We start from the raw sequence: 24,318 nt of genomic DNA, 5'->3' as shown, positions 1-24,318 counted from the left end.
CAAGGAAAAAGCGTGGTTTTCCCTTCCTTGTGGCGATCGGCCGAAAATCAATAAATTGATTTTCCTTATTTTTTATTGATGCTCTATGTGCGTGTTGCGAAAAACATGGGGTTTGTCATTAGTCTGGGAGTCGTGATTCTATGCTGCGTGTTTACCATTCCAACCGGCTGGATGTGCTGGAAGCCATTATGGAATTTATTGTGGAAAGGCAGCCGTTGCCGGACCCTTTCCAGCCCGAAGTGGTATTAGTACAAAGCACCGGTATGGCGCAATGGCTGCAAATGACGCTGGCGCAAAAATTTGGGATCGCAGCGAATATTAGCTTCCCGCTTCCGGCGAGCTTTATCTGGGATATGTTTGTGCGTGTGTTACCAGGCATCCCTGAGCAAAGCGCGTTCAACAAGCAAAGCATGAGCTGGAAATTAATGACGCTCATCCCGACGATGCTGGATCAACCTGAATTTACCCTGCTCAGCCAGTATCTGGAGCAGGATGAAAATGGCCGTAAGCTCTCTCAGTTAGCCACAAGAATTGCGGACCTCTATGACCAATACCTGGTTTATCGCCCCGGCTGGTTAAGCCAGTGGGAAAAGGGCGAACTGGTCGACAATGTGGGGGAGGCTCAGGCGTGGCAGGCACCTTTATGGGCGGCGTTGGTGCGCCATACGCAACAGCTTGGCCAGCCTGAGTGGCACCGCGCCAATCTCTACCAACGGTTTATTGATACTCTGGAAGCAAGCAGCGAGCGCCCGGCGGGCCTGCCCGCCCGCGTCTTTATTTGTGGCATTTCAGCATTGCCGCCCGTTTACTTACAGGCGTTACAGGCGCTGGGTAAGCACATTGATGTGCATCTGCTATTTACCAACCCTTGCCGCTATTACTGGGGTGATATTAAAGATCCCGCTTCCCTTGCGCGCTTAATCAGCCGACGTCGGCGCAGCCACGCCCGGGATGATATTTCGCATCCGCTGTTCAAAGAGTGCGATACCGCCTCAACACTGTTTAACGCTGACGGCGAACAGGACATTGGTAACCCGCTGCTGGCCTCCTGGGGAAAACTGGGGCGCGACTACACCTTCCTGCTAGCAGAGCTGCAACATTTTGAAGAGATTGACGTATTTGTCGATATTGAACCCGACAACGTACTGCGTAACGTGCAGCATGACTTACTGGAGCTGCAGAACAACGCCGTCACCGGGTTAACGCCAGAAGAGTTTGAGCATAGCCATCAGAAACGCCTTCTTGCCCCTGACGATCGTTCGGTGACATTCCATGAGTGCCACAGCCCCCAGCGCGAAGTCGAGGTGCTGCACGACAGGCTGCTGGCGATGCTGGATGCTGACCCGGAGCTGACGCCTAGGGACATCATTGTGATGGTGGCAGATATCGACAGCTACAGCCCGTTTATCCAGGCGGTATTTGGCAATGCCGCAGGCGATCGCCGTTTGCCGTTCGCCATTTCCGACCGCCGGGCGCGGCAGGCTCACCCGGCACTGCAGGCCTTTATCTCGCTGCTCTCACTTCCCGACAGCCGCTTCGCCGCTCAGGATGTGCTGGCGCTGCTTGAAGTTCCCGCGCTGGCTGCTCGCTTTTCAATTAACGAAGAGGGGTTACGCTATTTGCGCCTGTGGGTCAATGAGTCAGGGATTCGCTGGGGAATCGATGATGACAATGTGCGCGAGCTGGATCTTCCTGCCACCGGCCAGCATACCTGGCGCTTTGGCCTAACGCGTATGCTGCTGGGTTATGCCATGGACAGCCAGGCGGGTGAATGGCAGTCCATCCTGCCGTATGATGAATCGAGCGGGTTGATTGCCGAGCTTGTCGGGCAACTGGCGGATTTATTGATGCAGCTCAACCGCTGGCGCATAGCGCTTTCTGTCGCGCGCCCGCTAGTGGAGTGGAGCAGCGTGTGCCGCGAAATGCTGGCCAGTTTCTTCCTGCCCGATGCGGAAACCGAAGGTGCGCTGGCGCTGATTGAACAGCAGTGGCAAGAGATCGTTAAATATGGCCTGGAGTCAGGTTATCAAGAAAATATCCCGCTGATCTTATTACGTGACGCACTGGCACAGCGTCTCGATCGGGAGCGCATCAGCCAGCGCTTCCTCGCCGGGCCGATAAACTTCTGTACCCTGATGCCGATGCGTTCTATCCCGTTCAAAGCGGTCTGCTTACTCGGCATGAATGATGGGGTTTATCCGCGCACCCTGGCTCCGCTCGGGTTTGATTTAATGAGCCAGAAACCACAGCGCGGTGACCGCAGCCGCCGTGACGATGACCGTTACCTGTTCCTTGAAGCACTCAACTCAGCGCAGAGGCATTTTTATATCAGCTATATCGGGCGCTCCGTTCAGGACAACAGCCCGCGCTATCCTTCGGTATTAGTCGATGAGCTTCTGGACTACATCGCCCGGAGCCACTGCCTGCCCGGGGATACGGAACGGAGCTGCGATGAAAGCAGCGAGCGGGTAAGGAAACATCTGGTTGAGCAGCATTACCGCACGCCTTTTGAAGCCGGTAATTTTATTCCGGGCGCGGAGGAGCAGAGCTATGCCAGCGAATGGCTGCCTGCCGCCAGTGAACGGGGGCAGGCTCAGGCGCCATTTATTCAGCCATTGCAGGAAAAAGCGGATGCAGTCATCACGCTTGAGCAACTACAGCGTTTCTGGCGTCATCCGGTGCGCGCTTTTTTCCAGATGCGTTTAGGCATTCACTTCCGGCTTGAAGAGACGGACTTGCCAGACGCAGAACCCTTCACATTAGATAGCCTCGAACGCTTCCGGATGAATCAGGAGTTGCTGAATACGCTGGTTCAGGAAGGCGACGCCCAGCAATTATTCCGTCGCTACCGGGCAGCGGGCACTTTGCCGTATGGAGCGTTCGGTGAGATTTTATGGGACAACCAGTTAACAGAAATGGAAGAACTGGCGCAAAAAGTGCGAGCCGAGCGGCAAAACGGCACTAGCCAGGAAGTCTCTGTGCGGATAGACGGAACCCGCCTCGAAGGTTGGTTGTCGGATGTGCAGCCTGATGGTTTGCTGCGCTGGCGACCATCGATTCTCAATACGGCCCATGGTCTGCAGCTCTGGATTGAACATCTCGTCTGGTGTGCGATGGGCGGCGGGGGGGAAAGCCGCCTGTATGGCCGTGATGCGACGGAGTGGAAATTCCCCGCGCTGGAGGTGGCACAGGCAACAGGCTATCTCCAGCAGCTAATTGAGGGCTATCGGAGAGGATTGACGCAGCCGCTGTTATTATTACCCGTCAGCGGCGGGGCATGGATAAAAGCCTGTTACGAACCGGCGAATGATGCCATTTTATGGGATGAGCAAACGCAGCAGAAAGCCAAAAGCAAGCTACTGGCGGCCTGGGAAGGAAATCAGCGGGTCGAAGGCGAGGGGGCCGATATCTGGCTGCAGCGTCTGTATCGAACCCTTGAACCTGACTACTACGAAGCGATTATAAAAGAGGCAGAATGCTATTTATTGCCGCTTTATCGTTTTAATAGACCTTAAAAAACGCTTAAAAAATAGTATAAAAATTGCACAATCCGGCAGGTTCATCTATGATGCGCAGCTTGCTCAGGACTGGCGAAAAAAGAAACAACGACAATGACAGATTGTTTTAAAAGTTGTTAATGATGAGTAAGTTAGTGAATGAGGTTCGTTAATGCCTAACTGCAGCACCTGGTTTAAATTGTTTTTCCTGTTAGTCGCTCTTTGGGTCCCCTTCACTCAGGCAGGCACGGGTTGGCAACCCATCCAGGAAACTATCCGTAAAAGTGAGAAAGACAATCGTCAGTATCAGGCTGTGCGCCTGGATAATGGGTTGACGGTGCTGCTGGTCTCCGATCCGCAGGCCGTAAAATCTTTGTCGGCGCTGGTGGTGCCTGTGGGATCGTTAGAAGATCCTGACGACCATCTCGGCCTTGCTCACTATCTTGAACATATGACGCTGATGGGGTCTAAGAAGTATCCGCAGCCGGATAGCCTGTCAGAGTTTCTCAAAAAGCACGGTGGCAGCCACAACGCCAGCACCGCAACCTATCGCACCGCGTATTATCTCGAAGTAGAAAATGAGGCGCTGGAAGGCGCGGTCGATCGCCTGTCTGATGCTATCGCTGAGCCGAATCTCGCTCCAGAGTACGCTGAACGTGAACGTAATGCGGTAAACGCAGAACTGACGTTGGCGCGCGCCCGTGACGGGATGCGTATGGCGCAAGTCAGTGCCGAAACCATCAACCCGGCGCACCCCGGATCACGTTTTTCTGGCGGTAACCTGGAAACCCTGCGCGATAAGCCCGGCAGCAAACTGCTGGATGCGCTGGTGGCTTTCCGTGACAAATACTACTCCGCGAACCTGATGAAGGCGGTTATTTACAGCAATAAGCCTTTGCCTGAACTGGCAAAAATGGCTGTAGAAACCTATGGGCGAGTGCCGAATAAAAACATCGAACGCCCGGTAATTGATGTGCCGGTAGTGACCGATGCGCAAAAAGGGATCGTCATACATTATGTTCCGGCATTGCCGCGCAAAGTGGTGCGTGTAGAGTTCCGCATCGATAACAATAGCGATAAATTCCGCAGCAAAACCGATGAGTTAATTGGCTACCTGATTGGCAACCGCAGCCACAATACGCTCTCAGACTGGCTGCAAAAACAGGGGCTGGCGGACAGCATTCGCGCCGATTCCGATCCGTTAGTCAATGGTAACAGCGGGGTATTTGCTATCTCGGTATCGCTGACTGACAAAGGCCTGGTACGGCGTGATGAGGTGGTTGCGGCGGTTTTCAGCTATCTGGATAAACTGCGCGAAAACGGCGTGGATAAAAGCTATTTTGATGAGCTTGCCCACGTTCTCGATCTCGATTTTCGCTACCCGTCGATCACCCGCGATATGGACTATGTCGAATGGTTAGCCGATACCATGCTGCGGGTGCCCGTTGCCCATACGCTCGATGCGGTGAATATTGCCGATCGTTATGATCCGGTAGCAATAAAATCGCGGCTGGAGATGATGACGCCGCAAAATGCCCGCATCTGGTATATCAGCCCGCAAGAGCCGCACAATAAGACCGCCTATTTTGTCGATGCGCCTTATCAGGTCGATAAAATCACCCCTCAACGCTTTGACGCCTGGCAGCAAAAATCCGCAGCCATCAAGCTGGAGTTGCCGCAGCTCAACCCGTACATTCCGGATGACTTCACCCTGATCAAGCCGGAGAAAACCTACGCTCACCCTGAGCTGCTGGTGCAAGAGCCGGGTTTACGCGTGTTGTATATGCCAAGCCGCTATTTTGCCAGCGAGCCTAAGGCTGACGTCACCCTGGTGCTGCGTAATCCCCAGGCGATGGACAGCGCAAAGAACCAGGTGCTATTCGCCCTCAATGACTACCTGGCGGGAATTGCGCTTGATGAGTTAAGCAACCAGGCCTCCATTGGTGGGATAGGCTTCTCAACCAACGCGAACAGCGGCCTGATGGTCAATGCCAATGGCTATACGCAGCGTTTACCCCAGCTTTTTACCGCGCTGTTACAGGGCTACTTCTCCTACACGCCGACTCAGGAACAGTTGGATCAGGCGAAGTCCTGGTATGCGCAAATGATGGATTCAGCGGAGAAAGGCAAAGCTTACGACCAGGCGATTATGCCGGTGCAAATGATCTCACAGGTGCCTTATTTCCAGCGCGATGAACGCCGTGCGCTGCTGCCAGCGTTGACCCTTAAAGAGGTGCTTGATTACCGGGAGGCGTTAAAAACCGATGCCAAACCGGAGTTTTTAGTGTTAGGTAATCTCTCTGCTGAACAGGCGACCAATCTGGCGCACGCGGTGCAAAGCCTGCTGGGCACCAAAGGGAATGAGTGGTGCCGTAATAAAGACGTGCTGGTGGATAAACAACATTTAGCGATGTTTGAAAAAACGGGTAGCAGCACCGACTCCGCGCTGGCGGCGGTGTATGTGCCTAAAGGGTTCGATGAGATCGCCAGCACCGCTTACAGCTCGATGCTGGGGCAAATTATCCAGCCGTGGTTCTACAACCAGCTACGGACCCAGGAACAGCTGGGCTATGCGGTGTTTGCTTTCCCGATGTCCGTTGGTCGCCAGTGGGGGATTGGTTTCTTACTGCAAAGTAACGACAAACAGCCGGCATATTTGTATCAGCGCTTTAAAGCGTTTTACCCCATTGCGGAGCAAAAACTACGCGAGATGAGCCCTGAGGAATTTGCCCAGATGCAGCAGGGGATCATCAGTGAAATCAGGCAGGCACCGCAGACGCTATCCCAGGAAGCTTCACAGCTGAGCAAAGATTTCGATCGTGGAAACCTGAATTTTGATTCGCGTGCTAAAGTAGTCGCCGAAATTAACCAGCTGACGCCGCAAAAACTGGCTGATTTCTTCCACCAGGCCGTGATTGCACCACAGGGAATGGCCGTGCTGTCGCAAGTTTCTGGCAGCCATCACGGTAGCGCGGACTATGCGACCCCGGACGGCTGGAAAACCTGGAAAGAAGTCAGCAGCCTGCAGCAAACATTACCGCTGGTGGATGCTAAGTGATAGCACCTGTGCAACTGGAAAGACGAAGGGTAATTAATGACCGGAACCACGCAGCCTCTTGATCCGCTGAGTTTACCTTTAACGGGGGAGCGGCTGATTGAAGCCTCTGCCGGTACCGGAAAGACATTCACTATCGCGGCACTCTATTTGCGCCTGCTGCTGGGCCTGGGGGGGGGAAATGCTCACCCCAGGCCGCTTGCGGTCGAAGAGTTGCTGGTGGTCACCTTTACGCAGGCGGCAACGGAAGAGCTCCGCGGCCGTATTCGCACCAATATTCATCAATTGCGTATCGCCTGTGTGCGTAACCGCACTGATAACCCCTTGTTCCAGAGCCTGCTGGCGGAAATTCCCGACCGCCATCAGGCCGCCCGAGTTTTGCATCTTGCCGAACAGCAGATGGACGAAGCGGCGATTTTCACCATCCACGGCTTTTGCCAGCGCATGCTCAGCCTGAATGCTTTTGAATCGGGCATGCTGTTCGAACAGCAGCTCATTGAAGATGAATCGCTCCTGCGCCGCCACGCCTGCGCTGATTTCTGGCGTCGCCACTGTTACCCGCTGCCGAAGCCGATCGCTCAGGTTATGGCAGAAGAGTGGGCAGGGCCGGAAGAGCTGCTCAGGGATATCAACAGCTGGCTGCAAGGGGAACAACCGGTTCTCAAACGGCCGCCTCTTGATGATGAAACGCTGCTGGCACGGCATCAGAAAATTATCAGCGCGATTGAAAATGTCAAAGCGCAATGGCGTGCCTGCGCGGATGACATCGCGCAACTCCTCAGCGTGGCGAAAATCGATCGCCGCAGCTACAGCAGTAAAAATTTACCCAACTGGCTGAATATTGTCGGCAACTGGGCGCAGACGCAGACCACAACCTATAAATTGCCGGAACAGCTTGAGCGCTTTTCTCAGTCGATGCTCGATGAGAAAACTAAAGAGGGCCAGCCGCCGCAGCATGCTGTTTTCCGGGCGATTAACGAGCTCCTGGGCGAGCCGCTGACGCTGCGTGATTTAGTCATTGCCCGCGCGATGGCGGAAATCCGCTATACCGTACAGCAGGAAAAACGCCGCCGTGGTGAACTCGGCTTTGACGATATGCTGACCCGCCTCGACGAAGCGCTGCACAAGCCGGGGGGCGATGCGCTGGCTGCCGCCATCCGTGGCCGCTTCCCGGCGGCGATGATCGATGAATTCCAGGATACGGACCCGCAGCAATATCGCATTTTCCGGCGCTTATACATCAACCAGCCTGATACGGCGCTGTTGCTTATTGGCGATCCCAAACAGGCTATTTACGCATTCCGTGGGGCCGATATTTTCACCTACATGAAAGCGCGTCATGAGGTAAGTGCCCACTACACGCTCGACACTAACTGGCGCTCGTCGCCTGCGATGATTGATTGCGTAAACACCCTGTTTCAGCAACTGGATAACCCTTTCTTATTCCAGCAGATCCCCTTTCTTGCGGTGCAGGCGGCAGCGAAGAACAGCGGGCTGCGTTTTACCCTGAAAGGGAAAAACCAGGCGGCGATGTCATTGTGGGTGCAATCAGGTGAGGGCTGTGGCGTAAGTGATTACCAACAAACCATGGCAATGCAGTGCGCGCAGCAGATTCGCGACTGGCTGAGCGCCGGGCAGCGCGGCGAGGCATTACTGTGGAACGGTGAAGAGTCGCGCCCGGTGCGCTCATCTGATATTACGATTCTGGTGCGTAGCCGCGCGGAGGCCGCGATTGTGCGTGAAGCGCTGGGCGTGCTGAATATTCCCTCGGTTTATCTGTCAAACCGCGACTCGGTGTTTGCCACACCGGAAGCGCGTGAAATTCTCTGGGTTTTGCAGGCGGTGCTCGCGCCAGAAATCGAAACCGCGCTGCGCTGCGCGGTCGCCACCAGCCTGTTAGGCCTGGATGCCCGCATGATTGAGGCGCTTAACGACGATGAACAGGCCTGGGATCGGCTGGTGGAAGAGTTTGCGGAGTACCGGCAGATTTGGCTGCGCCGTGGCGTGATGCCGATGTTACGAGCGCTTATCGCGCGCCGCCAGATTGCTGAAAACCTGCTGGCCACCCCGGGTGGCGAACGGCGTCTGACCGATATTTTGCACATCAGCGAATTGCTGCAGCAAGAGGCGGCGCAAACCGACAGCGAACATGCGTTGGTGCGCTGGCTGGCGCAGCAGGTGGCTGAACCTGACAGCAACGCATCCAGCCAGCAGCTACGCCTCGAAAGTGACAGGCACCTGGTGCAGGTTGTCACCATCCATAAAGCGAAAGGGCTTGAATATCCGCTGGTCTGGCTGCCGTTTATCGCCAACTATCGTGCGCAAAACAGCGGCTTGTACCATGACCGCAGCACATTCTCGCCGCTGCTGGATTTAAGCGATGACGAAGAGAGCCTGAGCCTCGCGGAAGAGGAGCGTCTGGCAGAAGATTTACGCCTGTTGTACGTCGCCCTGACGCGTTCTGTCTGGCATTGCAGCCTCGGTGTCGCCCCGCTGTTTAAAGGCAATCGTGCCAAAAAAGGGGCCAGCGACCTGCATCGCGGCGCGCTGGGTTATCTTGTGCAAAAAGGTGAAGCGCAAGATGCCGCGGGACTACGGGCTTGCTTACAGGCGCTGGCGAGCGAATCGATGAGTATTGAAGAACCTCGACCTGTCGATAACACGCCGTGGCAGCCCGAGAGTTCTACGCTCCCTGAACTGCGCGCCAGAGTGATGAAAAGGCAGGTTGCTGATAACTGGCGTGTCACCAGCTACTCCGCTTTGCAGCAGCACGGCAGCAGCCAGGCGCTGGATTTATTGCCGCGCCTGGACGTCGATGCCGCAGGTGGCGTCGCCGTACAAAGTGAGCCATTACTTACGCCACACAGCTTCCCTCGCGGGGCGGGGCCGGGCACCTTTTTACACAGCCTGTTCGAAGGCATCGATTTTACGCAGCCGGTGGATGAGGCGTGGCTTGCTAAGCAGCTCACAGAGCAAGGGTTTGCTGAGCAGTGGCAGCCGGTTGTCAGCGGGTGGTTGCAGACTATTTTGCAGGCGCCGTTGAATGAGACGGGCGTGTCGCTCAACCGGTTACCCCCCCAGGAAAAGCAGGTGGAACTGGAGTTCTATCTACCCATTGAAACTGATTTACAGGCCGCGCAGCTGGATAACCTGGTGCGTGAGTACGATCCGTTATCCGCAGGCTGCCCGCCGTTAAACTTCAGGCAGGTGCGTGGCATGCTAAAAGGTTTTATCGACCTGGTGTTCCGCTGGCAGGGGCGTTACTACCTGCTGGATTACAAGTCGAACTGGCTGGGAGAAGACAGCAGTGCTTATACGCAGCAGGCAATGGCGGCAGCGATGCAATCTCACCGTTACGATCTGCAATATCAGTTGTATACCCTGGCTCTGCATCGTTATCTGCGCCACCGTATGCCAGATTATGATTACCAGAGCCACTTTGGCGGCGTGATTTACCTGTTTCTGCGCGGCGTAGAGAGCAACGGGTCTTCCCAGGGCATTTTTGCCACGCGTCCTGCAGAGCCGTTAATTACCCGGATGGACGCCCTGTTTTCAGCGCCGATGGGCGAGGTCACGCCATGAAAATGTCTGAATTACTTCAGCGTGCGGTAGATCAAAAATTATTGCGCGCGCTGGATGCGCAATTTGCCATGATGGTTGCCAGCGATCAACAGCCCGCGGTGATGCTGGCGGCCGCGTTGCTCAGCCACGATGCGGGGGAAGGCCACGTCTGCATTCCGCTTACGCGCTTAACGCCGGGGTTCTGTTTTGCCGGGCGCCAGCCTGAACTGGCCGAACAACTCTTTGCCCTGGCGGCGATCGAGGGCGAATGGCGCGAGGTGCTGCTTGCCTCTGATGCGGTAAGCGAGCATGACGGCGCAACGCCGCTGAAGCTTATTGGCGAGCGCCTGTATCTCAATCGGATGTGGCGCAATGAACAGTCGGTGGCGCGCTTTTTTGGCGAAGAAAACCGGGCCATTTCTCTTGATGAAACCCGGATTATCAGCGTACTGAATCAGCTTTTTGAGCCAGCCGCCGAAACGGACTGGCAAAAAGTCGCGGCGGTCGTCGCTTTGACCCGTCGTATTTCAGTGATTTCTGGCGGGCCGGGAACCGGTAAAACCACCACGGTTGCCAAACTGCTCGCGGCGCTGGTTCAACTCTCGGATACCCAACCGTTGCGCATTCAGCTGGCCGCGCCAACCGGCAAAGCGGCGGCGCGCTTAACCGAATCGCTGGGTTCAGCGCTGCGGCGTTTGCCGCTCGATGATGCGCAGAAAGCCGCATTGGCTAATGATGCCTGTACCCTGCACCGCTTGCTGGGCGTGCAGCCAAACAGCCAGCGTTTGCGCTACCACGCGGGGAACCCATTACATCTTGATGTGCTGGTGGTGGATGAGGCCTCGATGGTGGATTTACCGATGATGGCCAAGTTAATCGCGGCTTTACCCGCGCATGCACGCATCATTTTCCTGGGCGATCGCGATCAGCTGGCCTCGGTGGAGGCGGGGGCGGTGCTTGGGGATATTTGCCACTATGTCACGGATGGCTATCTGCCGGAGCGCTCGGCTGAGCTGAGCCGGTTGACGGGCTATTCATTGCCTTCCGGGTCAGGCAATAAGGCAGGCGCGCTGCGCGCTGGGCTTTGCCTGCTGCAAAAAAGCTACCGTTTTGATAGCCAGTCGGGAATCGGGCAGCTGGCATTTGCCATCAATGCCAGCGATGTGCCGCAGGCCAGAGCGGTGTTTGCTAAGGGTTTTGGCGATATCACAAAGCAGACGCTGCGTGAGGCAGAAGATTATGCGCTGATGATTGCCGGGGTGGTGGAAGGGTATCGACCCTATCTGGAGCTAATAGGTGCGCACGCGGAGCCTGCCGCGGTCCTTGAAGCTTTTGCCCGCTACCAGCTGTTGTGCGCATTGCGCGATGGGCCGTTCGGCGTCAGCGGCCTGAACACCCGCATCGAACAGGCTTTGCTGCAAAAACGGCTGATAGAGCGACCCCAGCAGGCCGCTTCGCGCTGGTATAACGGCCGCCCAATTATGATTTCCCGTAACGATAGCTCGCTGGGATTATTTAACGGCGATATCGGTATCGCGCTCGATAAAGGCGAGGGGCTGCGCGTCTGGTTCCCGATGCCGGATGGTACGATCAAATCCGTGCAGCCGAGCCGCTTACCGGCTCATGACACCGCCTGGGCGATGACCGTACATAAATCACAGGGATCGGAATTTGATCACGCAGCGCTGGTCCTGCCCAATCAATATACCGCAGTGGTGACGCGTGAGCTGGTCTACACCGCGATTACCCGTGCGCGCCACAAGCTATCGCTGTATGCCGACGATCGGGTACTGGAAAAGGCGATTGTGACGAGGACGGAACGACGCAGCGGACTGATGGAGAGTTTTCGCTAGCCCTGCTCGGGCTAGCCTGTCCGTTACGCTAAATCTGCCATCAACACTTTTGAACGACGCTGATAGTTGTACATCTCTTTTTTGCTTTCCGGCAGCAGTTCGACATCCACCGGCATAAAGCCGCGCTCCTGGAACCAGTGAATGCTGCGGGTCGTCAGCACGAACAACTTGCTTAACCCCATTTGCCGCGCTTGCGTGGCAATACGTTGCAGCAATACTTCACCGCGTGATGAACTGCGGTAATCCGGATGAACCGCCACGCAGGCCATTTCACCAATCCCTTCTTCCTGGAATGGATAAAGCGCCGCACAGGCGATGGTCAGATTATCGCGCTGAATAATGGTGAACTTGTCGATCTCCATTTCCAGCTGCTCGCGGGAGCGACGCACCAGAATGCCCTGCTGCTCCAGCGGGCGAATCAGCTCCAGAATGCCGCCGATATCATTAATGGTGGCGCGGCGGATTTGCTCCGCGCTCTCCATAACAATTTGCGTACCGATACCGTCGCGTGAGAACAGCTCCTGCAATAGCGCGCCATCCTCCTGATAGCTGATTAAATGGCTACGGCGCACGCCGCTGCGGCAGGCTTTAAGCGCGCCGCGTAAGAAACGCACCGTACCGGAGTGGTAATCTCCGGCCTCTTCCAGCGCCTCAACGCGTTTTTGCGCATCATTAGGGAACAGCTCAGAGACGATATTGCCGTCATCGTCGATGACGCCTTGCGATGAGCAGAAGCCAATCATCTTTTCCGCTTTCAGTTTGACCGCCAGCTGGGTGGCAATCTCTTCGGAGGTGAGGTTGAAGCTTTCACCGGTGACCGAAACCGCCACCGGCCCCATCAGCACAATCGCGCCGTTATCCAGCTGGCGGTGAATCGCCTCTTCATCGATACGGCGTACGCGCCCGCTGTGGCAGTAATCCACGCCATCATCCACGCCGAGCGGCTGCGCGATAATAAAGTTACCGCTAACGACATTGATGTGCGCACCTTGCAACGGCGTGTTGCCGAGGCTCATCGACAGCCGTGCGGTAATATCCAACTGCAATAAACCGGCGGCCTGTTTGACCAGTTCCAGCGTTTTGGCATCGGTGACGCGCGTGTGTTTATGATAGATAGGCTCATGATTATGCGAAGCCAGATTAGCATCAATCTGTGGACGCGCGCCGTAGACTACCACCAGGCGGATCCCCAGGCTGTGCAGCAGCCCAATATCGTTCACGATACTGGAAAAGTTCTCGTGTTCAATGGCTTCGCCGCCAAGCATAATGACAAACGTTTTTCCCCGATGGGCATTGATATAGGGAACAGAATGGCGGAATCCCTGGACCAGTTCGGTTCTACGCTCCTTCACCACGGCAAGACCTCTTTGCATGATTATTCGTAATTTATGTATTTTTATTCTTTTATTGTCCCGGGCGCAAGCAGCAATTACCCCCAGGCGTATATTTCTGCATTGCAGCTGCCAGCGGCCTGATTGCGAATGTTTACCCTTTAAAGGGTGACAGCCCCAGCCCGTTTGGGTAAAGTTTTCGGCTCAAAAAATAAAACTGCCAATTTGACTCACGGAAATACAGCGCTCAGGAGAGCTATGCCAGATTCCAGTCCATTAATAACCCGGCGCCGTCTGCTGCAGGGAGCAGGCGCTATGTGGCTACTGAGTGTCAGCCAGGTGGGCTTTGCAGCCTCAAGTCTGGTCGTGGCGGTGCGCGTCTGGCCCGCTTCGTCTTACACCCGCGTCACGCTGGAATCGAACAGAGAGCTTAACTATAAGCAGTTCACGCTGAGCAACCCGGATCGGTTAGTGGTCGATATCGAAGGTGTGAATTTAAATTCAGTTTTAAAAGGCATTGGCGGCCAGATCCGCGCTGACGATCCTTTTATCAAATCTGCGCGTGTCGGGCAGTTTGATCCACAAACCGTGCGTATGGTGTTTGAACTCAAGCAGAACGTTACGCCGCATCTGTTTGCGCTGGCGCCGGTTGCCGAATTTAAAGAGCGCCTGGTGATGGATCTCTATCCGGCCAATATGAACAGCGAGCAGGATCCGCTGCTGGCGCTGCTGGAAGATTACAACAACGGCAAGCTCGATAAAGATAAGCCCCCTTCGCCAGAGCAGGGGCCGCAGCCGGGCAAAGCCGGGCGCGACAGGCCGATTGTCATCATGCTTGATCCCGGCCACGGCGGGGAAGATCCCGGCGCGATTGGGCCGAATAAGACGCGTGAAAAAGACATCGTGCTGCAAATCTCCCGCCGTCTGAAGGCGCTGATTGATAAAGAAGCGAACATGAAAGCCTATATGACCCGCAACGAGGATGTGTTTATCCCGTTAAAAGTCAGGGTAGCGAAGGCGCAGAAGCAGCGGGCCGATCTGTTTGTTTCTATCCATGCGGATGCGTTTACTTCCGGGGCGGCACGCGGCTCTTCGGTCTTTGCGCTTTCCACCAAAGGTGCGACCAGCACCGCCGCTAAATTCCTGGCCCAAACGCAGAACGCCGCCGACTTAATTGGTGGGGTGAGCAAAAGCGGCGACAGGTATCTTGACCATACGATATTCGATATGGTGCAGTCGCTGACCATCAACGACAGCCTGAAATTCGGTAAAGAAGTGCTGACCCGGTTGGGGAAAGTGAACAAACTGCATAAGAACAGCGTCGATCAGGCAGGGTTTGCGGTGCTCAAAGCCCCGGATATCCCTTCGATTCTGGTAGAAACCGCGTTTCTGAGCAACGTTGAGGAAGAGCGCAAGCTGCGCACGGCGACATTCCAGCAGGAAGTGGCCGAGTCAATTCTGGCGGGCATCAAGGCGTATTTTTCCGATAGTGCGAGACTTGCGCGACGCGGGTGATTTTGTTGGGGGGGATTAGCCGTCTGAGCGGCATCCATCCCATCATGCGGATTTCAGATACAAAAAAACACCCGTTAAGGTGTTTAAATGTTGGTTGCGGGGGCCAGATTTGAACTGACGACCTTCGGGTTATGAGCCCGACGAGCTACCAGGCTGCTCCACCCCGCGTCCGTGGAAGCGCACTATACTCTGCTCGGCTTTTGATGCAACCTTTTTTTTAAAAAAGAGCCGATTTGTCTCATCTGACTGATAATAATTTAATTTAAGGTCAAATAACCAGCGCATCCGGGGCGCACGCGGCGCAACACGTTTAAATCTTGCAGCGTGTTTGCTATCTTCGCGTGGCATAAAGCGGCATAACCGGGTGAGGAAGTCATGATAGGACGTTGGACCAGATACATTGTAACAGGGGTAGTGATGGCCATTCTGGCGGGCTGTTCCTCAAAACCGACAGATCAAGGTCAGCAATATAAAGACGGGAAGTTTAGCCAGCCCTTTTCCCTGGTAAACCGTCCGGATGCGGTAGGAGCACCGATTAACGGCGGTGACTTTGCCGAGCAGGTTAATCAAATTCGCTCTGCCTCTCCTCGCCTCTATAATAGCAAGAGCGATGTCTACGGTGCCGTGCAGCAGTGGCTGCGTGCCGGTGGCGATACCAGCAAGCTGAGCCAGTACGGCATTGATGCCTGGCAGATGGAAGGGGCAGACAATTACGGCAACGTGCAGTTTACCGGCTACTACACGCCAGTGGTGCAGGCGCGCCACACCCGCCAGGGCGAGTTCCAGTATCCCATTTACCGTATGCCGCCAAAACGTGGACGCTTACCGTCCCGCGCTGAGATCTACCGCGGTGGGTTAAACGACAGCTACATTCTGGCCTACAGCAACTCCTTAATGGATAACTTCATTATGGATGTGCAGGGCAGCGGCTATATCGATTTTGGCGACGGTCAGCCATTAACCTTCTTCGGCTATGCGGGCAAAAATGGTCACGCATACCGCAGCATTGGCAAAGTGCTTATCGATCGCGGCGAAGTGAAGAAAGAAGAGATGTCGATGCAGGCGATTCGCCACTGGGGTGAAACCCACAGCCAGGCGCAAGTGCAGGAACTGCTTGAGCAGAACCCCTCCTTCGTCTTCTTTAAACCCGCAAGTTTTGCGCCGGTGAAAGGAGCGAGCGCGGTGCCATTAATTGGCCGCGCGTCAGTGGCGTCAGACCGTTCAATTATCCCGGCCGGCACCACAATTCTTGCGGAAGTGCCATTGCTTGATAATAACGGTAAATTTAGCGGGCAATATGAGCTGCGGGTGATGGTTGCGCTTGATGTTGGCGGGGCAATTAAAGGGCAGCACTTCGATATCTACCAGGGAATTGGGCCTGATGCCGGCCACCGCGCGGGCTGGTACAACCACTATGGCCGCGTCTGGGTGCTGAAAAACGCGCCGGGCACCGGCAATAGCGTTTTCACGGGTTAAGCGTTCCCACTGACGGGCTGTATAATCAGCCCGTCACCACGAGCTGCTGGCATACCCGCAAAGATTTTTCCGAGGATAACTTAATGTCTGTTGTTTTGACCGAGGCCTGGCTGCAACGCTTTGGCGGCACCGCTCGTTTATATGGTCGCGATGCGCTGCAACTGTTTGCCGATGCGCATATTTGCGTGATTGGCATTGGCGGCGTGGGTTCATGGGCCGCTGAAGCGCTGGCGCGCACCGGTATTGGGGCGATTACGCTTATCGACATGGACGATGTATGCGTTACCAATACCAATCGCCAGATACACGCGTTGCGCGATACCGTCGGGCAGGCCAAAACGGAAGTGATGGCGGCGCGTATCCGTGAAATAAACCCGCAATGCTGCGTTACGGTCGTGGACGACTTTATTACGGCGGAAAACAGCGCGCAGTTGCTCAATCAAGGGTTTAGTTATGTCATTGATGCCATCGACAGCGTGCGCCCGAAGGCTGCGCTGATCGCATACTGCCGCCGTAATAAGATCCCGTTAGTCACCACGGGAGGCGCGGGTGGGCAAATCGATCCCACACAAATTCAGGTCAGCGATCTGGCGAAAACCATTCAGGATCCGCTGGCAGCAAAACTGCGTGAAAGGCTAAAAAGCGATTTTGGCGTGGTGAAGAGCAGTAAAGGTAAACTTGGGATCGACTGCGTGTTTTCCACCGAAGCGCTGGTTTACCCGCAGGCTGACGGCTCGGTGTGTGCGATGAAAAGCACGGCTGACGGCCCGAAACGCATGGATTGCGCCTCTGGATTTGGTGCGGCAACCATGGTCACCGCAAGCTTTGGCTTTGTTGCGGTGTCCCATGTGTTAAAGAAAATGATGGCGAAAGCGGCGCGAACTCAGGCCTGAGCCGCAACGCGCACGGCTTGCGCTAATGCCGCAAGCCCGCTGCTGCGTGATGCGCTTAATTGATTGCGCAGCCCTAAATCATCAAACAACGCGAGCGGATCTTCATTGATTAACCGCTCAGCCGTTTTCCCTTCGATGGCGGTAAGCAACACCGCCAGCAACCCCCGAACGATTCGCCCTTCGCTGTCGCCATAGAAATGCAGGGTGCCATTCATCTGCAGGGAATGACCCAGCCAGACGCGGTTTTCACAGCCGGTAATTTCAATCTCTTCGCGCTTTAAATCAGCGGGCAGCGCCGGAAGCTGTTTCCCCAGCATAATCAGCTGGCGGTATTTATCTTCCCACTGCTGCAACGGCGCGAACGTGACTCGCAGGCTATCGGCGGTGATCGAGGTGCCAAAAGGGTGGCCGGTTAAAAATTCACTTGTCATCTAATCCCCCAAAATCTCCAGCGCGTTGTCGATAGCCTTAACCAGGGCCTCGACATCGCTTTGTGTATTATACGGGGCAAACGAGGCGCGCAATGTGCCGCTGACGCCCAACGCTGCGAGTAACGGTTGGGCGCAATGCTGCCCGGCGCGCAGCGAAATACCTGCTTCAGCCAGTAATGTGACCATATCGTTATGGTGAATACCGGCGAAATCAAACGCCAGCAGGCTCGAATCCTGGCAGCGGAAACTGCGAAAGCCCGGGCGCTTTGCCAGTTCAGCTTCGGCGAGGGTGGCAAGGCCACGGCTATAGCGTTCTGCTTCCTGCAAATCCACCGTTGCCAGCCATTCGAGAGCCGCGCTCAGGCCAATGACGCCCGCCACATTTGGCGTACCCGCTTCAAAGCGATACGGCACCGGCTGTGTTTTGAAGCCTTCAAACGAGACGTGGGTAATCATCTTCCCGCCGCCCAGCCACGGAGACATTTCTTCCAGCAGCTCGCTTTTGCCATATAGCGCGCCAATGCCGGTTGGGCCGTATAGCTTATGCGCGGAGAAGGCGTAAAAATCGATATCCAGCGCTTGTACATCCGGCGGGCAATGCACCGCACCTTGCGCGCCATCGACCATCACCACCGCACCTGAGGCATGAGCAAGCGTAATCGCTTTTGCCAGATCCGGGCAGCCGCCGGTGACGTTAGACATCTGGCCTAACGCCAGGATTTTACTGCGCGAGTTGAGTCGCTCAGGGAGTTGGCTTAAATCGGCGAGGCGATCTTTACCCAGCGGCAGTTTGATAACCCTGGCACCGGTTTGCTCCGCAACCATCAGCCACGGCACGAAGTTGGCATGATGTTCTGCTTCGCTGACGATAATTTCATCCCCGGGCTGCAGGCGCGGGCGGGCATAACACTGCGCGACCAGGTTAATCGCTTCGGTGGTGCCGCGCGTCCAGACAATCTCTTTGCCGGACGGTGCATTAATCAGCGCCGCTACGCTATCACGAGCCGCTTCATAACGCTCAGTAAGGCGCTGCGCTGCGGCAAACTGGCTGCGGTGAACATTACCGGCGCTCAGGCTATAAAACTGCTGTGTCGCTTCAATCACGGCGCAAGGTTTCAGCGTGGTGGCGGCGCTGTCGAGATAGACTCCGGCATCAGCCAGCGCCGGAAACTGGCTGCGAAAATGGGCAGGATTAAATGTCTTCATGATTTTCCTCGTATCCAATGGGGCGATCGTGGCGCATTTGTCTTAATCGCACAAGGGATCTGTAACTCTCGGAATTGTCTGCTTAACCTGGCAGGCTCGCAAAAGAGGGTTATGCTGATAAGTGTTAGGTGAATCTTTCACCCTGGTAATTTTTCAGTATAAATCAGCATTAAACGCTACTAAGGAGAAGAATATGAATAAGGCAGCCGCAGCAGTACTGGTAGGTGTAATGGCTTTTGGTCTTTCAGCATGTTCCAGCCCGAACTATGTCATGCATACCAATGATGGGCGTACTATCGTGGCGGATGGCAAGCCGCAAACCGATGAGGAGACAGGGATGATTCAGTACAAAGATGCTAATGGCAATAAACAGCAGATTAACCGTACCGACGTCAAAGAGATGGTTGAGTTGAATCAGTAAATGGCAGGCAAAAAAAAGCACCGCAATTTGCGGTGCTACATTAATCACTATGGACAGACAGGGTAAATGTACAGGAAGTGAAAAAGGGGTAGCTTAGCTACCGGGGTCTGGAATGCCAGACCAATTGCAAACACAACAACACAACATCACAACCGTAAGCCAAAAGCCCTCCGAAACACGCATTTCAGATAACTTTTCGTTCCGACTCAGGAAGTGACGCCACTATAGGTATTTACTGGTGCATCCTCAACGGACAATTTATAATGGCTCAGATAAAAAAAACTAATAGGTTAACTAAGTTCACCTGTTTGTTAATAGACTTTAACATTTAAGCCAATCAACTATGTCCAAGCGTTTGCCCCCTTTAAATGCCTTACGTGTCTTTGACGCCGCCGCTCGTCACCTGAGTTTTACTAAAGCGGCGGAAGAATTGTTCGTAACACAGGCCGCCGTCAGCCACCAGATTAAGTCGCTGGAGGACTTTCTTGGCCTGAAGCTGTTCCGCCGCCGCAACCGCTCTTTACTGCTGACGGAGGAGGGGCAGAGTTACTATCTGGACATCAAAGAGATCTTTTCGCAGCTGACCGAAGCGACGCGCAAGCTCCAGGCGCGTAGCGCTAAAGGGGCGTTAACGGTTAGTTTGCTGCCAAGTTTTGCCATTCACTGGCTGGTGCCCCGCCTTACCAGTTTTAATACAGCTTATCCGGGAATCGACGTTCGCATCCAGGCGGTGGATCGCCAGGAAGATAAACTTGCCGATGACGTCGACGTGGCGATTTTTTACGGACGCGGCAACTGGCCGGGCCTGCGGGTGGAAAAACTGTACGCCGAATATTTACTGCCGGTCTGTTCGCCCATGCTGTTAACGGGCGACAGGCCGATTAAAACCCCGGAAGATTTGGCCCATCATACTTTGCTGCATGATGCCTCTCGCCGTGACTGGCAAACTTACACCCGGCAGCTAGGCGTCAGCCATATTAATGTGCAGCAAGGGCCTATCTTCAGCCATAGCGCAATGGTGCTGCAGGCCGCAATCCATGGGCAGGGTATTGCGCTGGCCAATAATGTGATGGCGCAATCCGAAATTGAAGCGGGGCGTTTAGTTTGTCCTTTTAATGATGTGCTGGTGAGTAAAAATGCATTTTATCTGGTTTGTCATGACAGCCAGGCAGAACTGGGTAAAATAGCGGCCTTCAGGCAGTGGATTCTGGCGAAAGCGGCAAGCGAACAAGAAAAATTTCGTTTTCGCTACGATCGATAAGCAAACCATCGCGTAGCCACGCCGCTACGCCTTTACTTTAGGGTGACACCATGACCAGCCGTTTTATGCTGATTTTTACCGCGATTAGCGGTTTTATCTTTGTTGCTCTCGGGGCCTTTGGGGCGCACGTTTTGAGCAAAACGCTTGGCGTTGTGGAGATGGGCTGGATCCAAACCGGCCTTGAATATCAGGCGTTTCACACCTTAGCGATTTTTGGCCTGGCGGTTGCTATGCAGCGTCGGGTCAGCATTTGGTTTTACTGGAGCAGCGTTTTTATGGCGCTTGGCACCGTTTTATTCAGCGGCAGTCTTTATTGTCTGGCGCTGTCACACTTACGCCTGTGGGCGTTTGTTACTCCGGTCGGCGGGTTTAGTTTTCTCGCCGGTTGGATCTTGATGTTGATTGGTGCAATGCGCCTGAAACGTAGGGGCGTAAGCCATGAATAAAGTTATTTTGTACTGCCGACAGGGTTTTGAGAAAGAGTGTGCGGCAGAGATCACCGATAAAGCGGGCCAGCGCGGCGTGTTTGGTTTTGCGCGCGTGAAAGAAAACAGCGGCTATGTGATTTATGAATGCTATCAGCAAGATGATGCTGACAAGCTGGCGCGCGAGCTGCCATTCCGCGAGCTGATCTTTGCGCGTCAAATGATCGTTGCCGGCGAATTACTCAAGGATCTTCCACCGGAGGATCGTATTACGCCCATCACCGGAATGCTGACGGGGGTGGTTGAGAAAGGCGGCGATCTGCGTGTTGAAGTGGCCGACACCAACGAAAGCAAAGAGCTGATGAAATTCTGCCGTAAGCTGACGGTGCCGCTGCGTGCAAGCCTGCGCGAAGCCGGGATCCTCACCAATTACGAAACGCCGAAACGCCCGGTGGTGCATGTGTTCTTTATCGCCCCCGGCTGCTGCTACACCGGTTATTCCTACACCACGAATAACTCGCCTTTCTATATGGGCATCCAGCGACTGAAATTGCCTGCTGAAGCGCCAAGCCGTTCAACCCTGAAACTGGAAGAAGCATTCCATACTTTTATTCCGGCGGATGAGTGGGATGAGCGTCTGGCGAACGGGATGCATGCCGTTGATCTGGGAGCCTGCCCTGGCGGTTGGACTTACCAATTAACGCAACGCAATATGTGGGTTTGCTCCGTTGATAACGGCCCGATGGCACAGAGCCTGATGGACACCGGGCAAGTGACCTGGCTGCAGGAAGATGGTTTTAAATATAAGCCAACCCGCAACAACATCTCCTGGATGGTGTGCGACATGGTTGAGAAACCGGCAAAAGTGGCAAGTCTGATGGCTACGTGGTTAGTGAACGGCTGGTGCCGCGAAACGATTTTCAACCTGAAGTTGCCAATGAAGAAGCGCTATGAAGAAGTGTCGCAAAACCTGGCATTGATTCATGAAAAACTGGCAGAGCATGGTATCAGTGCGGAAATTCAGGCGCGCCAGCTATACCACGATCGCGAAGAAGTGACGGTGCACGTGCGCCGTATGTGGGCAGCCGTTGGCGGCCGTCGCGACGAGCGTTAATTTAATCACCCTCACTCCGGCCCTCTCCCAATGGGAGAGGGAGAAACACAAGAGCAAAACTGCGTACAGTTCCCTGTCCTGGGGAGGGCTAGGGCGAGGGCATCCCATCTGGTAAACGTAACTGCTGTAAATTCCCATCAAGCACTAAATCCGTCTGCAACTGCGCCACCTGGCGGCTGATAAACGCACTTTCACGATGCTGCTCTAACTTCTTACGCCATTTCTCAGGCACTTCTTCTAATCGCTGATACAACGCTTCAAGCGTTGAAAACTGATTAATAAGCTGCGTGGCGCTCTTCGGCCCGATACCGGGAACACCAGAAATTTTACTGCTGCTGATTCCCGCAAGCCCCCAGAAGTCACCCAATTGCTCAGGCAACACACCGTATTCCTGCGCAATAAATGGCGCATCCAGCCAGCGTTTCTGAAAATAGTCGCGGATTTGAATGTTCGGTGCCAGCAGCTGGCAGAAACCTTTATCGGTAGAAACAATGGTTGCGCGGTGCCCGCTGGCCGCGATTTTTACCGCTAATGTCGCGGCAAGGTCATCCGCTTCATTTCCCGCAGAATGCCAACAGGCGACGCCTCTTTTTGCGAACGCCTCTCTCAAGGCCGGCATTTCTTGCTGCAGGCTCTCAGGCATTGGCGCACGCCCCGCTTTATAGTCTGGCAACGCCTGATGTCGCCAGCCTTCGCGCCGGTCTTCGTCGTCAAATACGGCAACGGCATGCGTGGGCTGACTATGGGTTATCAGCGCATCAAGCGCGTGCAGGCAAGCCTCCACGCAAGGGGAGCCCTGCACCGCATGAATGCGGCGTATCAGGTTCAGGGCATCAACGATAAGTAAATGAATCATCATAGATATTTCGCTTTCGACATTGGCTTTGCATACCCTACCATTTCTGTAGGGTGGCCGCGAACCCGGCTGCTGTAATCAGGAAAGCGGTTCGCATAAAAAAGGCGTACTTATTTGATCTGAAAAGGCATTGCTAACTCATTCGATTGCTATGTATATTTTAAATAACCAGAAAAATCAGAGATAACTTCATGAGTCATAGCTCGTACCTCGCACACCGTATTCAGGCCCTACAACCCTCCGCGATCAGAGAATTATTGAAGCACAGCAAGATGCCTGGTGTGATCTCCCTTGCCGGCGGCATTCCTTCCAGTGAACTGTTCGATACCGAAGGGCTGGGAATAGCGACACAAAAGGTGGTCGCTGAGAATTTTAACGATGCCTTTCAGTACGGTTTGACAGAGGGTAACCAGCAACTGCGTCAGCAATTGGTTGGCCTGTGTCAGGAACGTGGTATTAGCACCACCGACGATCGCTTGTTAATCACTTCCGGTTCACAACAGGCGTTGGATTTACTCATGCGTGCGCTGGTGAACCCGGGCGACGTGTTTGTGGTTGAGCGTCCAACTTATCTTGCTACGCTGCAAATCCTTAGCCTCAATGAAGCGCAGGTGAAATCAGTCGGCAGCGACGAGCACGGTATGATCGTCGATGAACTGGAGGCATTACTCAAAACGACGCGGATTAAAGGCGTTTATATTGTGCCGACTTTTGGTAACCCAAGCGGCGCGACATTAAGCGCCAGCCGCCGTGAAAAACTGATCAAACTGGCGGAAGAACATCACTTCGTGATTGTTGAAGATGACCCGTATGGCGCAATTAGCTTTACTGAAGCGCGCGAGAAAACCCTGCTGCAGGTGGCGACCGAACGCGGCAGTCAGGAAAACGTGGTTTATACCTCAACGTTTTCTAAAATTCTGGCTCCGGGCCTGCGCGTGGGCTGGATTGTTCTGCCGGAGTGGATGAAGCAAAAAGTGGCTATCATTAAGCAAGCTACGGATTTGCATGCCAACTCATTTACCCAATCTCTGGTGTCGGCGTATCTCACCCTTGAGCGCCTGAATCCGCAGATTGAGCTGATTCGTGAAGCCTATAAGAAGAAATGCCTGAGTTTGTCGAAGCATTTGCAGCAGGAATTAGGGGAACACATTACCTTTAACCAGCCGCAGGGCGGGATGTTCTTATGGGCTGCTTTCCGCTACCAATTCGATACCACCCGTTGGTTGCAGCAGACGCTGGAAAAAGGCGTGGTATACGTGCCGGGTGAGTTTTTCTTTAGCGATAACGCGGATAAGAAAACGCTGCGCTTCTCTTACGCAACGGCGACAGAAGAGCAGCTTTATGATGCGGTACAGCGGCTAAAAGCGGCTTTGTAAAATAAGAAATGGAGCCATTCGGCTCCATTTCAGACTGATGACAAACC

16 protein-coding genes and 1 tRNA gene are annotated in these 24,318 nt (G+C 54.5%); 12 read left to right on the top strand and 5 right to left on the bottom strand.

Features of this window, described 5'->3' with window-relative positions:
* Positions 1-140: 140 nt before the first annotated feature.
* The 4 genes from recC (at position 141) to recD (ending at position 11,966) form a co-directional block, all read left to right on the top strand.
* The gene (gene recC / locus EHN07_RS17335; RefSeq protein WP_124025286.1) at positions 141-3,515 is read left to right on the top strand and encodes an exodeoxyribonuclease V subunit gamma; all 3,375 of its coding nucleotides are present in this window, start codon (positions 141-143) and stop codon (positions 3,513-3,515) included.
* 154 nt (positions 3,516-3,669) lie between these two features.
* A complete protein-coding gene (gene ptrA / locus EHN07_RS17330; RefSeq protein ID WP_124025285.1) occupies positions 3,670-6,555 on the top strand; it encodes a pitrilysin in 2,886 nt (961 codons plus the stop codon).
* Positions 6,556-6,591: 36 nt separating this feature from the next.
* Positions 6,592-10,134 (top strand): exodeoxyribonuclease V subunit beta, encoded by a 3,543-nt coding sequence (recB, locus tag EHN07_RS17325; protein ID WP_124025284.1) that lies wholly within the window; start codon positions 6,592-6,594, stop codon positions 10,132-10,134.
* Positions 10,131-11,966, top strand: a complete 1,836-nt coding sequence (gene recD, locus EHN07_RS17320) for an exodeoxyribonuclease V subunit alpha (RefSeq protein ID WP_124025283.1) — start codon at positions 10,131-10,133, stop codon at positions 11,964-11,966. Before recB ends, recD begins: the two co-directional genes overlap by 4 nt.
* A gap of 23 nt (positions 11,967-11,989) precedes the next feature.
* Here the strand turns inward: recD and argA are convergent, their stop codons facing one another.
* Positions 11,990-13,321, bottom strand: a complete 1,332-nt coding sequence (gene argA, locus EHN07_RS17315; protein ID WP_124025287.1) for an amino-acid N-acetyltransferase — start codon at positions 13,319-13,321, stop codon at positions 11,990-11,992.
* 234 nt (positions 13,322-13,555) lie between these two features.
* Here argA and amiC point away from each other — a divergent pair, with 234 nt between their 5' ends.
* The gene (gene amiC, locus EHN07_RS17310) at positions 13,556-14,812 is read left to right on the top strand and encodes an N-acetylmuramoyl-L-alanine amidase AmiC (RefSeq protein WP_124025282.1); all 1,257 of its coding nucleotides are present in this window, start codon (positions 13,556-13,558) and stop codon (positions 14,810-14,812) included.
* A gap of 91 nt (positions 14,813-14,903) precedes the next feature.
* Here amiC and EHN07_RS17305 read toward each other — a convergent pair.
* Positions 14,904-14,980, bottom strand: a tRNA-Met gene (locus tag EHN07_RS17305).
* Between the two features lie 207 nt (positions 14,981-15,187).
* Here EHN07_RS17305 and mltA point away from each other — a divergent pair.
* A complete protein-coding gene (gene mltA / locus EHN07_RS17300) occupies positions 15,188-16,288 on the top strand; it encodes a murein transglycosylase A (RefSeq protein ID WP_124025281.1) in 1,101 nt (366 codons plus the stop codon).
* An 83-nt stretch (positions 16,289-16,371) separates the two neighbouring features.
* Complete coding sequence (gene tcdA, locus EHN07_RS17295) at positions 16,372-17,181, top strand: tRNA cyclic N6-threonylcarbamoyladenosine(37) synthase TcdA (RefSeq protein ID WP_124025280.1); 810 nt, start codon at positions 16,372-16,374, stop codon at positions 17,179-17,181.
* Here tcdA and csdE read toward each other — a convergent pair.
* Both csdE and csdA read right to left on the bottom strand, forming a co-directional pair.
* Positions 17,172-17,612 carry a cysteine desulfurase sulfur acceptor subunit CsdE gene (gene csdE / locus EHN07_RS17290; protein ID WP_124025279.1) on the bottom strand — a complete coding sequence of 147 codons (441 nt, stop codon included), beginning with the start codon at positions 17,610-17,612 and terminating at the stop codon, positions 17,172-17,174. The two genes, tcdA and csdE, sit on opposite strands and share 10 nt — an antisense overlap.
* Positions 17,613-18,818, bottom strand: coding sequence for a cysteine desulfurase CsdA (gene csdA / locus EHN07_RS17285; RefSeq protein ID WP_124025278.1), 1,206 nt, complete (start codon positions 18,816-18,818; stop codon positions 17,613-17,615).
* A gap of 193 nt (positions 18,819-19,011) precedes the next feature.
* Here csdA and EHN07_RS17280 point away from each other — a divergent pair, with 193 nt between their 5' ends.
* The 4 genes from EHN07_RS17280 to rlmM all read left to right on the top strand — a co-directional run bounded on the left by EHN07_RS17280 (position 19,012) and on the right by rlmM (position 22,039).
* Positions 19,012-19,239: a YgdI/YgdR family lipoprotein gene (locus EHN07_RS17280; protein ID WP_124025277.1), complete on the top strand. Its 228-nt coding sequence runs from the start codon at positions 19,012-19,014 to the stop codon at positions 19,237-19,239.
* A gap of 343 nt (positions 19,240-19,582) precedes the next feature.
* Positions 19,583-20,500 (top strand): glycine cleavage system transcriptional regulator GcvA, encoded by a 918-nt coding sequence (gcvA, locus tag EHN07_RS17275; RefSeq protein ID WP_124025276.1) that lies wholly within the window; start codon positions 19,583-19,585, stop codon positions 20,498-20,500.
* A gap of 50 nt (positions 20,501-20,550) precedes the next feature.
* Positions 20,551-20,946: a DUF423 domain-containing protein gene (locus EHN07_RS17270; protein WP_034498032.1), complete on the top strand. Its 396-nt coding sequence runs from the start codon at positions 20,551-20,553 to the stop codon at positions 20,944-20,946.
* Positions 20,939-22,039 (top strand): 23S rRNA (cytidine(2498)-2'-O)-methyltransferase RlmM, encoded by a 1,101-nt coding sequence (gene rlmM / locus EHN07_RS17265; protein WP_124025275.1) that lies wholly within the window; start codon positions 20,939-20,941, stop codon positions 22,037-22,039. Before EHN07_RS17270 ends, rlmM begins: the two co-directional genes overlap by 8 nt.
* An 88-nt stretch (positions 22,040-22,127) precedes the next feature.
* On the opposite strand, the gene xni is transcribed toward rlmM, so the two are convergent.
* On the bottom strand, positions 22,128-22,898 hold the full coding sequence (gene xni / locus EHN07_RS17260; RefSeq protein WP_124025274.1) for a flap endonuclease Xni: 771 nt from the start codon (positions 22,896-22,898) through the stop codon (positions 22,128-22,130).
* A gap of 188 nt (positions 22,899-23,086) precedes the next feature.
* On the opposite strand from xni, the gene EHN07_RS17255 reads away from it, so the two are divergent.
* Positions 23,087-24,271 (top strand): aminotransferase-like domain-containing protein, encoded by a 1,185-nt coding sequence (locus EHN07_RS17255; RefSeq protein WP_124025273.1) that lies wholly within the window; start codon positions 23,087-23,089, stop codon positions 24,269-24,271.
* Positions 24,272-24,318 lie beyond the last annotated feature (47 nt).

Source organism: Buttiauxella warmboldiae (assembly GCF_003818135.1).
GTDB classification, from domain to species: domain Bacteria; phylum Pseudomonadota; class Gammaproteobacteria; order Enterobacterales; family Enterobacteriaceae; genus Buttiauxella; species Buttiauxella warmboldiae.
This window is presented reverse-complemented; position numbering and strand designations above follow the sequence as displayed.